Source organism: Nocardia amamiensis (assembly GCF_015477605.1).
In the GTDB taxonomy this organism is placed as follows: Bacteria; Actinomycetota; Actinomycetes; order Mycobacteriales; family Mycobacteriaceae; genus Nocardia; species Nocardia amamiensis_A.
The window spans coordinates 12987-27756 of record NZ_JADLQX010000050.1 but is presented as its reverse complement, the minus strand read 5'-3'; the positions used below and the strand labels follow the sequence as shown (position 1 = coordinate 27756).

Here is a 14770-nt window from a genome sequence, read left to right as displayed (position 1 = left end):
CTGCGGGCGATTCTGTGTGGTGGTGAGCGGGTCGGTCCGGAGTTGGTCGCGCGGTGGGCGAGCGGTGATCGGTCGTTCTACATCGTGTACGGGCCGACCGAGACCACCATCTTCGCCACCGGCACCGAAGCGTTGTCCCGGGACAGTGCAACGCATCTCGGCACTCCGGTTCCCGGTATGGGTGTGCACGTGCTGGACGCGCGGTTGCGGTTGGTGCCGCCCGGCGTGGTCGGCGAGTTATATCTGTCCGGGCCTGCGCTTGCCGAAGGGTATCTGCGGCGCCCTGGACTGAGTGCGGAACGGTTCGTCGCCAGTCCGTTCGGCGGTTCGGGTGCACGCATGTATCGCACCGGTGATCTGGTGCGGCGCACTCCGGATGGATTGCTCGAGTATCACGGGCGGGTGGATTTCCAGGTGAAGATCCGGGGCCTGCGGATCGAGCTGGACGAGATCGACAACGCGTTGACCGCCCATCCGGATGTCGACTACGCCGCGACACTGGGCACGACACTGCCTTCCGGAGTCAAAGCCCTGGTGTCGTATGTGCTGCCGCGCATTGATGCCACGACCGGCGCCGAAGGCGGCCGGGTCGTGCTGGATACCGCCGAGCTGGCCGAGTTCATCGGGAAGACGTTGCCCGCGTACATGATTCCGGCCGCGATCACGGTGCTGGACGAGTTACCGCTGACGCCGGTGGGCAAGTTGGATCGCGCCGCGTTGCCGGAACCGGTGCTCACCGTCCGGGAGTTCCGTGCGCCGGCCACGCCGAACGAGCGGTTGGTGGCGGACACCTTCGCTGCTGTCTTGTTGCCGCACAGTGACGACGGCGCCGATCGGGTGGGCGCCGATGATGATTTCTTCGAGCTGGGTGGTAATTCGCTGCTGGCGACGCAGGTCGCGGGTCGGTTGGGTTCCGCGTTGGGTGTGCGGGTTCCGGTTGCGTTGGTGTTCGAGGCGTCGATGGTGGCGCGATTGGCCGAGCGGTTGGGGGAGCTGACGGGGGCGTCTGTTTCGCCGCCGCGGCCGATGCCGCGGCCGGAGCGGGTTCCGTTGTCGTATGCGCAGCAGCGGATGTGGTTTTTGAATCGGTTCGACCCGGCGAGTGCGAGCAACAATATTCCGCTGGCGGTGCGGCTCAGCGGTGCGTTGGACGTGGCCGCGCTGCGGGCGGCGATCGGGGATCTGGTGGAGCGGCACGAGGTGTTGCGCACCAGCTACCCGGAGCACGATGGTGTGGGTAGCCAACGGGTGCACGCGATTTCGGAGCCGGGCGCGGTGCCGGAGCTGCCGGTGCTGGAGGTCACCGAAGCCGAAATCCTCGAGTCCACGGGGGCGGTGGTGGGTGAAGGTTTCGATGTCACGGCAGCACCGCCGATCCGGTTGCGTCTGCTGCGGCTGAGCGAGACCGAGCATGTGCTGGTGTGCGTGGTGCACCACATCGCCGCGGACGGTTCGTCGATGCTGCCGTTGACCGCGGATTTGATGACGGCGTATTCGGCGAGGGCGACCGGTGCGGCGCCGGGGTGGGAGCCGCTGCCGTTGCAGTACGCGGATTACACGTTGTGGCAACGCGAAACCCTCGGCGAGGAGAACGATCCGGATTCGATTCTGGCTCGTCAGATCGGGTTCTGGCGTGATCGGCTCGCCGACCTGCCGGAGAAGCTGGATTTGCCTGCGGATCGCCCGCGTCCGGCGGTGTTCTCCGGTCGCGGCGCGAGCTATGAGTTCACCATCGACGCGACAGTGCACGCCGCGTTGAACCGGCTCGCGCAACGCCATGACGCCACCTTGTTCATGGTGGCGCATGCGGCGTTCGCGGTGTTGCTGGCCCGGTTGTCGAATACCGGCGATATCACCGTGGGTACCCCGGTGGCCGGTCGCGGGGATGCGGCGTTGAGTGGTTTGATCGGCATGTTCGTCAACACTCTCGCCTTGCGCACCGAGGTCGATCCCGGTGACAGTTTCGCCGACTTGCTGGAACAGGCACGTGGTCGCGATGTGGAGGCGTTCGGGCATGCCGAGGTGCCGTTCGAGCGCTTGGTGGAGTTGCTGGACCCGGTGCGGTCGAGCGCCCATCATCCGTTGTTCCAGGTGATGCTGACCTTCCAGAACTTCACGCCCGCAACGCTGGAGCTGCCGTCGTTGAACGTCTCCGCGCTGGAGTTCGCGTGGTCGCTGACGAAGTTCGACCTCGAGCTGACCATGGTGCCCCGTGAGGACGAGCGGACGCCGTTGGGGATTTCGGCGGCGTTCACCTACGCCACCGACCTGTTCGACGAGGCCACCATCACGGGCTTCGCGGAACGGTTGTGCCGAATCCTCGCCGTCGTCGCCGAGTCGCCGCAACTGCTGGTCGGGGATATCGACCTGCTGGACACGGCCGAACGCACGGCGATCCTGGAGTCCTGGAACGACACCCGCCATCCCGTCGCCTCGGGGCTGCTTCTGGATGGCTACCGGAGTGCGGTGGCGCAGCATCCGGACACAGTCGCGGTCGTGCACGCCGATCAGCAGTTGACCTACCGCGAGTTCGATGAGCGGGTCAATCGGTTGGCGAGGGTGCTGATCGAGCAGGGGGTGGGTGCGGAGTCGTTGGTGGGTTTGGCGGTTCGGCGTTCGCTGGATCTGGTGGTCGGTATGTACGCCATCCTGACTGCGGGTGGGGCGTATGTGCCGTTGGATCCTGATCACCCGGGCGAGCGGATCGGGCACGTGCTCGATACCGCCGATCCTGTGTGTGTGCTCACCACGACCGCCGACACCATCCCGGTTCCGTCGCATATCCCGGTGTTGTGTCTGGACACCCTCGACACCGGCGGTCGCTCGGGTGCGCCGGTCCGGGTCGAGGAGTTGGCGCGTCCACTGCTGCCACAGCATCTGGCGTATGTGATCTTCACTTCGGGGTCGACCGGGCGTCCGAAGGGTGTGGGGGTCTCCCATCAGGCGATCGATAACCAGATCCAGTGGATGCTTGCCGAATACCCGATGGGTCCGGGGGAGGTGTATCTGCAGAAGACCGCGACGACTTTCGATGTGTCGTTGTGGGGGTATTTCATGCCTTTGCGGACGGGCGCGAAACTCGTTGTCGCCGACCATGATGGGCATCGTGACCCGTCCTATCTGGCTGCGATGATCGCCGCGCATGGGGTGACGGTGACCGATTTCGTGCCGACGATGTTGAGCGAGTTCGCCGCCCACGTACCTGCCGCAAGCCTCGCCGGTTTGCGGGATGTGTTCGTCATCGGCGAGGCGCTGCCTCCAGAGACTGTGCGGGCGGTCGACGCGGTCACCGATGCGCGGGTGCACAATCTCTACGGTCCGACCGAGGCGGCGGTGTCGGTGACCTACTGGCCTGCTGACGGCTCGGATACGGTGACGGTGCCGATCGGCCGCCCGCAATGGAACACCCAAGTGTTCGTGTTGGATGCGCGGTTGCGCCCGGTGCCTGCCGGAGTGCCGGGTGAGCTGTATCTGGCCGGTGACCAGCTCGCCCGCGGATACGTTCGGCAATCCGCGCAGACCGCGGGCCGGTTCGTGGCCAATCCGTTCGCGGCCGGGGCCAGGATGTATCGGACCGGCGACCTGGTGATCTGGCGTGCACCCGACGCCGACCGGCCGCAGCGGCTGGAATATCTGGGGCGCACCGATTTCCAGGTGAAGTACCGCGGTCAGCGCATCGAACTCGGTGAAATCGAAACCGCGCTGCTGGCCCAACCCTCGGTCAGCCAAGCAGCAGCCGCCGTGATCCCCTCCGCGCTGGGTGAGCAGTTGGCCGCCTACGCCGTCCCGGCGCCCGGGCACGACATCGACCAACACGACCTGCTGCATGCGATCGCCACCGTGCTGCCCGCGTACATGGTCCCCTCCGCGGTGGTCGTCTTGCCGGAACTGCCGCTGAACACCAGCGGCAAACTCGACCGCAAAGCATTACCGGAACCGGTGTTCGAAGCAGCGGAGTACCGTCCCACCCGAACACCCGCCGAGCACGCGGTCGCCCAGGTGTTCGCCGACCTGCTCGGCATCGACCGGGTAGGCGCCGAGGACGACTTCTTCGCCCTCGGCGGCAACTCGCTGCTCGCGACCAGAGCCGTCGCCCGGGTCAACGAGGTGCTGAACTCGCAGGTCACGGTCCGTGACCTGTTCGAGGCGTCCCGGGTCGCCGCACTCGCCGCCCGGGTGGTTCCCGGTGGCGTGGATTCGCGTCCGGCACTGGTCCGTTCGATCCGGCCCGACCGCATCCCCTTGTCGCTGGCACAACAGCGGATGTGGTTGATCAACCGCATCGACCCGGACTCGCCCGCCTACAACATGCCCTTCGCCCTCCGGCTGACCGGCGCCCTCGACGTGCCCGCGCTGCGCCTCGCGGTCGCCGACGTGCTGGAACGCCATGAGGCGCTGCGCACCCGTTTCCCCGCCGACGCCGACGGCGTTCCGTATCAGGAGATCCTGTCGGCCGATGCCGTACTGCCCGAGGGGCTGGTGGTCGAACACGACACCACCGACCTGATGGACACCGTGGCCGGGCTGATGTCCACCGGCTTCGACGTCACGGCGTCGGCTCCGCTGCGCATACGGGTGTTCAGCTCCGGCCACGAACACCTGTTCGTCCTCGTGGTGCACCATATTTCCGCCGACGGGGCATCGCTGGCGCCACTGGCCCGCGACCTGATGACCGCCTACCTCGCCCGCACCGGCGGCGCGACGCCGGACTGGTCGCCGCTGCCGGTGCAGTACGCCGACTTCGCCCTCTGGCAGCATGCCGCCATCGGATCCGACACCGATCCGTCTTCCCGTGCGGCCCAGCAGTTGTCGTATTGGCGCGACCAGCTTGCCCAGCTGTCCGGACCGCTGCAGTTACCGACGGACCGTCCACGCCCCGCCACGCCATCGACCCGCGGTGCGTCGACCGGCGTCACCATCCCGGCTGCGATCCACGACCAGCTGACCCGGATCGCTCGTGAGCACAACGCGACGTTGTTCATGGTGGTCCACGCCGCTCTCGCGGCGCTGCTCGGGCGGCTGTCCGGCGGCACGGACATCGTGATGGGCACCCCCATCGCCGGCCGCGGCGAACGAGCACTCGACGATCTGGTCGGGATGTTCGTCAACACACTCGCGTTGCGCGTCGACGTCGATCCCGCGGCAACCTTCCACGACCTGGTCGACCGGACCCGCGAAACCGCGCTGTCGGCATTCGCCAACGCCGACATTCCCTTCGAGCGAGTCGTCGAGGAAGCCGGTCTCCCGCGCAGCGCGGCGGCCGATCCGCTCATCCGTGTGATGCTGTCGTTCCAGGACCTCGAGCAGCCCACGCTGGAACTTCCGGACCTGACGGTCGCCGCACTGGACACCGGCGAGATCACCGCCAAATTCGACCTGCAGGTGATCATCGAACCGCGACTGGCCGCCGACAACTCGCCCGGCGAGATGGCCGTCGTATTCGCCTACGCCACCGACCTTTTCGATGAATCGACGGTGCGCTCCTTCATTTCGCGGTTCGAGCGCATCCTCAACGCCGTCGCGGCCGAACCGTCGACAGCGGTGTGGGACATCGACATCCTCGACGCGGAAGAGGCCCGGCGGCTGATGACCGCGGGTTCGGCCACCCCGGCGCACGGGAACGAGGCGGACACCATCGCGCTGCTGCCGGATCTGCTGGCCGCCGCGGTGGAGGAGAACCCGGACGGCATCGCGGTGCTCTTCGCCGACGAGTCCGAATCGCTGGGCGAACTGGAGTACATCGAACTCGACGAGCAGTCGACCAGGTTGGCGCGGTCGCTGATCGAACGCGGTATCGGGCCCGAGGACCTGGTAGCGGTGGGCATTCCCCGATCGCTGGAGTCGGTGCTCGCGGTCTGGGCCATCGCGAAGACCGGCGCGGCTTTCGCGCCGGTCGACCCGCACTATCCCCGCGAACGGGTCACGCAGATGGTGTCGGATTCGCGAGCGGTGCTCGGCCTGACCGTCGGCGCGGTGCGCGCCGACCTCCCTGATGACGTCGAATGGCTGGTCATCGACACCGCCGAGTTCGCGCACGCACTCGACCGGCACCCCACCGACCCGATCACCGATCGGGATCGGACCCGACCGCTGCGTCCGGACCACCCGGCCTACGTCATCTACACCTCCGGTTCCACGGGCGTGCCCAAGGGCGTGGTGGTGACCCACGCCGGCCTGCCGAGTTTCTGCGCCGAGCAGCGCGAACGCTATCGCGTCACAAGTAGCTCGCGCACACTGCATTTCGCGTCACCGTCCTTCGACGCGGCGGTGCTGGAGTTGCTGCTGGCCGTCGGCGGCGCGGCGACCATGGTCGTGGTCGCGCCGACCGTCTACGGCGGGGCGGACCTGACCGCGGTGCTGCGGCGCGAGCGGGTGACCCACGCGTTCGTCACTCCCGCGGCGCTGGCCTCGATGGACCCCGCCGGACTCGATCGGCTCCGAGTGGTGATCGCCGGTGGCGAGGCATGCCCGCCGGAGCTGCTGCGGCGCTGGATACAGCCGATCGCAGGCAGGCGGACCCGTGAGTTCTACAACGGCTACGGGCCCACCGAGACCACGATCATGACCAATATCAGCGATCCGCTGTCTCCTGAGGGGCCCGTGACGATCGGCGGGCCGATCCGGGGCATGCGCGCGCTGGTGCTGGACGGCAGGTTGCGCCCGGTGCCCGAAGGCGTCACGGGTGAACTGTATCTCGGTGGCGACCAGCTCGCGCGCGGCTACCACAACCGTCGCGCACTCACCGCCTCCCGCTTCGTCGCCGACCCCTATGGTCCGCCCGGTGCACGGCTCTACCGCACCGGGGATATCGTGCGGCCCCAGCGGATCGGCCAGCAGACGGTCATCAGTTATGTCGGCCGCAACGATTTCCAGGTCAAGGTGCGGGGCTTCCGGATCGAACTCGGGGAGATCGACGCGGAGCTATCCGGCCGCCCGGACATCGAATTCGCGGTCACAGTAGGTCGCGAATCCGATTCCGGTGCAACGATACTCGTGTCCTATGTGCTGCCTGCGCCGGACGTGTCCATCGACACCGAGGCGCTTGTGGACGAACTCGCTCGCACGCTGCCCGCGCATATGGTGCCGACGGCCATCGTCGTCCTCGACGAGATCCCGTTGACCCCGGTCGGCAAACTGGACCGGCGCGCTCTGCCGGAGCCGCAACTTGCCACCGCCCCGTTCCGGCCGCCGTCGGGACGTCTCGAACAGGCCGTCGCGGACGTGTTCACCGAACTGCTGGGAACGACTCGTCCGCTCGGCGCGGATGACGATTTCTTCCGTCTGGGCGGGAACTCGCTGATCGCCTCGCAGGCCGCGGCGCGGCTCGGGACCCTACTGGACGCCCAAGTGCCGGTTCGGTTGCTGTTCGAAGCGTCGACCGTCGCGCTGCTCGCTGCCCGGCTGGCCGATTACGCGGGCTCGGGTCGCGGCGGGCTGCTGACCGCGCGTCAGCGGCCCGAGCGCATCCCGCTGTCCTCCGCCCAGCAGCGGATGTGGTTCCTCAACCAGTTCGACACCGGATCGGCGGCCTACAACGTGCCGATGGCGGTGCGGCTCACCGGAGATCTCGATGTGGCCGCACTACGCGCCGCCATCGCCGACGTGATGAACCGGCACGAGATCCTGCGCACGGTCTATCCGCAGACGACGCAGGGGCCCGTGCAAGTGATCCTTCCACCGGATCAGGCCGTGCCCGGGTTGGAGGTGCGGACGGTGGCCCCGGAGGATGTCGAATCCGCGGTGATGGCGGCGCTTTCGACCACCTTCGACGTTACTGTCGAGGTTCCCCTCCAGGTGGCGCTGTTCGGAGTCGCGGGCGCGGATGACGCCGAGCCCGTGGAGCATGTGCTCGCCATGGTGGTGCACCACATCAGCGCCGACGGGTCCTCGTTGGTCCCGCTGAGCCGGGACCTGATGGTCGCTTACGCCGCGCGCACGGCGGGCGCTGCGCCGGACTGGACACCGCTGGCCGTGCAGTACGCCGACTACAGCATCTGGCAGCACGAAGTCCTCGGTTCGGAAGACGACGCGGACTCTCGCGCCGCCCAGCAGATCGCCTACTGGCGCCGGACCCTGGTGGGGCTGCCCGAGCAGCTGGACCTGCCCACCGACCGGCCGCGTCCGGCCGTGCAGTCGTTCGCAGGCGGCAAGGTGGAGGTCCGCGTCGACGCCGCGACCCATCAGGCCCTCGTCGACCTGGCCCACGACCATGGCGCGACCCTGTTCATGGTGGTGCACACCGCCTTCGCGGTGCTGCTGGCCCGGCTCGCGCGGACCGACGACATCGCCGTCGGCACCCCGATCGCGGGCCGAGGCGAAGCCGTGCTGGACGACCTCATCGGCATGTTCGTCAACACCCTGGTCTTCCGCACCAGGATCGACGCCGGTGAGCCGTTCACCGAACTCCTGCTCCGGCAACGGGATGCCGACATCGAGGCGTTCGCCAACGCCGACGTGCCGTTCGAGCGGCTGGTCGAGGTGCTCGATCCGGTCCGCTCCACCGCCCGCCATCCGCTGTTCCAAGTGGGCTTCTCGTTCCAGAATCTGGCGGAGGCCACGTTGGAACTGCCCGGTCTGACGGTGGCGGGGCTGGATTTGAACACGGGCTTGTCGCAATTCGACCTGCACCTGATCGTTGCCGACAGCTACGCCGAGTCCGGCGCGGCGGCCGGGATCAACGGCTTCCTGACCTACGCCGCCGACCTCTTCGACGCCTCGACAGCGGACACCATCGTCGCACGACTGTCGCGAGTACTGAAGACCATAGCGCGGGCCCCGAAAACCGCGGTCGGAGAGCTGGCGATCCTCAGCGAGGCCGAGCGCGCGGACATTCTGGTGCGGCGCAACGCCACGCAACGGGCGGTCAGGCTGCCTACGACGCTGGCATCGCTGCTCGACGCCACCGTGGCGAACTCACCGGATGCCGTCGCCGTGGTCGCCGACGCACCCGAGGGCGCCACCGAACTGACCTACGGTGAGCTGGACGCGCGGGTCAATCGCCTTGCGCGGCATCTCATCTCGCTGGGAGTCGGTCCGGAGTCGCGGGTGGTGCTGGCATTGCCGCGTTCGGTGGATCTGCTTGTCGCCATGTATGCCACGGCCAAGGCAGGCGGCGCCTACGTGCCGGTGGACCCGGAGCAGCCCGCCGAACGCACCAGCTACATCCTGGCGGCCGTCGACCCGGTCTGTGTGCTGGCCGGAACAGAATTCGACACCGAGATCGCGCCGGTGCTGCGCGTCCACGAATTGGACCTCGCCGGGCTCGATCCGATGCCGATCTCCGATGCGGACCGGATTGTCCCGCTGCGGCCCGACCACACGGCGTATGTGATCTTCACCTCGGGCTCCACCGGCCGGCCGAAGGGCGTCGCAGTGGCGCATGAGGCCATCGTCAACCAATTGCGCTGGAAGAATCTCGAATTCGGGCTCGACGCCGCCGACGCGATTCTGCTGAAGACCGCGGCGACGTTCGACTTGTCGGTCTGGGAATTCTGGTCTGCGGCGGTGTGCGGCGGACGATTGATCATCGCCGCACCCGACGGCCACCGCGACCCGGCCTACCTCACCGAATTGATGGCCCGGGAATGGGTGACCACCCTGCATGTCGTGCCGTCGATGCTCGAGGCGCTGCTCACCGCGGGGCTGCCCGACTCGCTGTGGCGAGTGCTGGCCATCGGTGAGGCGCTTCCCGCCGCGCTCGCGCAACGCTTCGTGCGCGACCATCCGCGTACCGAACTGTTCAACCTCTACGGCCCGACCGAGGCGGCGGTCTCGGTCACCAGCCATCGGGTCACCGAGGCCGACGACGCGACCGTGCCCATCGGCGTTCCCGAGTGGAACAACCGGGTGTACGTGCTCGATGGCCGACTGCAACCGGTTCCGGACGGCGTTGTGGGCGAGATGTATCTGGCCGGTGCGCAGCTGGCGCGCGGCTACTTCGGACAGGCGACGTTGACCGCGGAGCGGTTCGTCGCCGACCCGTTCGGCGCGGGGGAGCGCATGTACCGCACGGGTGACCTGGCCGTGTGGAACCGCGCGGGTGAACTGGAATACCGAGGCCGCAGCGACTTCCAGCTCAAGCTCCGCGGCTTTCGCGTCGAACCCGGCGAAATCGAGGCCACGCTGCTGAGCCGGCCCGAGATCGCGCAGGCAGTGGTGACCACGCGAACCGACGCGCACACCGGTGACCGCTTGGTCGCCTATCTGGTGCCCTCGCGCGACACCGCAGATGTCGATATCGCCCAGGTGAAGTCGGCCCTCGGTGCCGTGCTGCCGTCGTACATGGTGCCGTCCGCGTTCGTCGTGCTCGACGCGCTGCCAGTGACCGTCAACGGCAAACTCGACCGCCCCGCGCTACCCGAACCGGAGTTCGTGCCCGCGGTGTACCGGGCGCCGTCGACCCCGATCGAGGAGATCGTCGCAGGCATCTATGCCGACCTGCTCGGCGCCGACCAGGTGGGCGCCGAGGACGACTTCTTCGCGCTCGGCGGCAATTCGCTGCTGGCCACTCAGGTCGCGGCCCGTCTCGGGGCAGCACTCGAAACGACGGTCGCCGTGCGCGCCCTGTTCGAAGCGCCCACCGTGGCCGGGCTGGCGCTGCTGGCCGAACAGCGCGCCGACGCGGGTGGCCGCCGCGCGCCGGTGGCGGGCCCACGACCGGAACAGATCCCGTTGTCGCCGGCCCAGCAACGGATGTGGTTCCTCAACCAGTTCGACACCACCTCCGCGGTCGACAACATCCCGGTCGCGGTCCGGCTGACCGGGTCACTCGACGTCACCGCCCTCCGGCAGGCCGTCGTCGATCTCGTGGCCAGGCACGAGACACTGCGCACCCGCTACCCGCAGACATCGGCGGGTCCGGTGCAACAGGTGCTCGACCCGTCCGATGTTCCGATCGATTTCCTGCCCAAGCAGATCGGCGCCGAGCAGGTCGGCCAAGAGATCCGCGATGTCGTCACAAAAGGTTTCGACGTCACCGTCGAACTTCCGTTCCGCACCGCGCTGTTGCGGCTGTCCGACACCGACCACGTGCTGGTCCTGGTCGCCCACCACATCAGTGCCGACGGGTGGTCGATCGGACCGTTGACCCGTGACGTGATGGTCGCCTACGCCGGCCACGCGGCCGGAGTCTCGCCCGACTGGTCGCCGCTGGCGCTGCAGTACGCCGATTACAGCTTGTGGCAACACAGTGTGCTCGGCTCGGAGGACGACCCGCGCAGTCTCATCGCGCAGCAGATCGAATACTGGCGCTCGGCGCTCGCGGGCCTCCCCGACGAGTTGCCGCTGCCCACCGACCGCATCCGGCCGGCGGTGCAATCGTTCTCCGGTGGACGCGTCGGTTTCACGATCGACACCGACCTCTACCGGGAGCTGCGGGCATTGGCCCGGGCCCAGAACGCGACGCTGTTCATGGTCGTGCACGCGGCCTTCGCGGTACTGCTGGCACGCCTGTCCGCTACCGACGACATCGCGATCGGCACCCCGGTGGCCGGCCGTGGCGAGCCGGAATTCGACGACATGATCGGCATGTTCGTCAACACACTCGTGCTGCGCACGCAGGTGCCGGGCAGGCTCACCTTCGAGGAATTGCTCGCTCAGACCAGGAGCACCGATCTGCAGGCGTTCGCCCATGCGGACCTGCCCTTCGAACGTCTCGTGGAACTGCTCAACCCGCAACGCTCCACGGCGCGGCACCCGCTGTTCCAGGTGTCGCTGACCTTCGACAACCTGCCCGAGAAACGTCTCGAGCTGCCCGGATTGCAAGTGGAGGCGGTCGATTTCGAGGTGGGAACCGCGAAATTCGATCTGTCACTGGCGGTCCGGGAGAACAGCGCGGCGCTGGAGACCGGTCACGACGTGGGCATGTTCGCGGAGTTCTCCTTCGCCGACGACCTCTTCGACGACGCGACCGTGCGAGGCTTCGCGGATCGATTCGGCCGAATTCTGGCCGCGGTGGCCGCGGATCCGACCGTAGTGGTCGGGGACATCGATCTCCTCAGCACGTCCGAGCGCGCCATAGTTCTCGGTGAGTCGACATCGCGCAACGTTACGGCGTCTGCGGTGACGTTGCCGGGGTTGATCGGTGAGCAGGCGCGGCTTCGGCCGGATGCGGTGGCTGTGCGGTTCGGCGATACGACGGTGAGTTTCGATGCGTTGACTCGGCGTGCGAGCCGGGTTGCGCGTGCGTTGATCGCGGCTGGGGCGGGGCCGGATTCGCTGGTTGGGGTGGCGGTGTCACGGACCGAGGAGTTGCCGGTCGCGTTGTTGGGTGTGCTGATGGCGGGTGCGGCGTATGTGCCGATCGATCTGAGCTACCCGAGCCAGCGGGTGGCCGGGGTGTTGGCGGATGCGGCGCCGGTGTGTGTGTTGACCACTGCTGCGGAACGTTCGGGCCTGCCGGAGGTCGAGGTGCCGGTGGTGTTGCTGGAGCAGACGGCCGGGTTCGGTGATGATCCGGTGACCGATGCCGAGCGGTTGGCGCCGTTGCGGCCGGAGAATCTGGCGTATGTCATCTACACGTCCGGTTCGACGGGTGTGCCGAAGGGTGTGGGGGTGACGCATCGGAATGTGGTGGAGTTGTTGGCCAACACGCAGCCGTTGTTCGGGTTCGGTGAGCGTGATGTGTGGTCGGTGTTCCATTCGTTCGCGTTCGATTTCTCGGTGTGGGAGTTGTGGTGTGCGTTGGCGAGCGGTGGCAGTGTGGTGGTGGTCGATTACGCGACCTCCCGTTCGCCGGAGCTGTTCCGGGAGTTGCTGATTCGGGAGCGGGTGACGGTATTGAACCAGACCCCGTCGGCGTTCAGGCAGTTGATCGAAGCCGACCGGGACGCTTCACCGGCAGAGTTGGCGTTGCGGTATGTGATCTTCGGTGGTGAGGCGCTGGATCTGCGGCAGTTGTCGCGCTGGTATGAGCGGTATCCCGCCGACGCGCCGCGGTTGGTGAATATGTATGGCATCACCGAGACCACGGTGCACGTGTCGTTCCTGTCAATCGATGAACAGTTGGTGGACAGCCCTGCGAGCCTTATCGGCCGGGCGCTGCCCGGACTGGACACCCCTGTGCTGGACATCCGCTTGCGTCCGGCGCCGTTCGGCACCCCGGGTGAGGTCTATGTGGCGGGCAGCCAAGTGTCTCGCGGCTATGTGGGGCGGCCGGGGTTGACCGCGACGCGGTTCGTGGCGAATCCGTTCGGTCCGCCCGGGTCGCGGATGTACCGGTCGGGGGACATCGCGCGCTGGACCCGGTCCGGTGGTGGTGAGCCTGGGCTGGCCTACGGCGGGCGGGGCGATCAGCAGGTGCAGTTGCGTGGTTTCCGGATCGAGCTCGGCGAAATCGAAGCCGCACTGCTGCGCTGCCCCGGCGTCAGCCAGGCCGTCGCGCTGGTCCGCACAGACCGGGTGCAGGGGGAGCAGCTGGTCGGATACGTTGTGCCCGAGGCCGGGGCGGATTTGGATCCGACCGAATTGCGCAGCCAGGTCGCCGAGTTCCTGACCGGCTATATGGTGCCTGCGGCGGTTGTGGTGCTCGAGGGGGTCCCGTTGACGGTGAACGGGAAGCTCGACCGCCAGGCGCTGCCCGCGCCGGAATTCCGGGCCCGTGTCTATCGTGCGCCTGCCACTCCGGTGGAGGCGGCGGTGGCCGCGGCTTTCGCGGAGGTGCTGGGTCTGGACCGGTTCGGGATGGACGACAACTTCTTCGAGCACGGCGGGAACTCGTTGATCGCGGCGAAGCTGACCACTCGGCTGTCGGCTGCGTTGGGTACGAGTGTGCCGGTGATGCGGGTGTTCACCGCGCCGACCCCGGCGGGGGTGGTGGCGGATCTGGCGCGGCGGGCCGGTGGCCGGGTGCAGACCGAGGCGGCCTTCGACATGTTGTTGCCGCTGCGGCCGGCGGGGTCGGCCGCGCCGCTGTTCTGTGTGCATCCGGTGTCGGGGATTTCCTGGTCGTATGCCGGGTTGGCGGCTTATCTGGATCCGGACCGGCCGCTGTACGGTTTGCAGACCCCGGTGCTGGCGGGCGAGGCGGTGATGCCGGGCTCGATCCAGGAGTGGGCGGCCCGGTATGTGGAGTTGATCCGGTCGGTGCAACCGCAGGGTCCGTATCACCTGCTGGGGTGGTCTTTCGGCGGGGTCATCGCCCACGAAATGGCGGTCCAGCTGCAACGCGAGGGCGACACCGTCGCCGTGCTGGCGGTGATGGACAGCTACATGGCGGATCCGCCCGGAACGGTGGTGACCGACGCCGGTCAGGTGCCGGTGGCCGAGCTGATCGGCGGGCTGCTCGGTGAAGCCGCCGGGGATCTGGGCAATGTCGCGGAACTGGATTGGGCGGCGCTGCCGGAGATGTTCACCGAGCTGCCCGAACCGTTCGCCTCCTTCGGCGCCGACCGGGTCACCCGGATTTTGGACGCGGCGGTGCATTCCGTGGCCCTGCGCAGTGCCTACCGGCCTCCGCTATACCAGGGTGATGTCGTGTACTTCACCGCAGCCTTGGACGACCCCACCGGGCGTGTAGGGGCCACGCTTTGGGGTGGGATCGTCGACGGCACGGTCCATAACCATGCCGTATCAACGACGCATTGGCAGATGACCACCACCGCTGGACTCGCCCAGATAGCCGAGGTCCTGACCACGATATGGCGAGAGGACACGACCAGCCGAGAGTGACCTCCGGCCTCGTTCGAAATCACCCGGTCAGCCGTTGGAACGGCGGCTGACCGGGTGATCGCGCGCACCGCACAGGAAACTGTCACGCGGGAATCTCGTGGTT

Annotated in this window: 1 protein-coding gene; it reads left to right on the top strand. The window is 67.7% G+C overall.

The genetic code is table 11. The annotated features are described in order from the left end of the window. The coding region (locus tag IU459_RS34780; RefSeq protein WP_195133844.1) for a non-ribosomal peptide synthetase at positions 1 to 14667 on the top strand (14667 nt) is incomplete at its 5' end. Between the last annotated feature and the right edge of the window lie 103 nt (positions 14668 to 14770).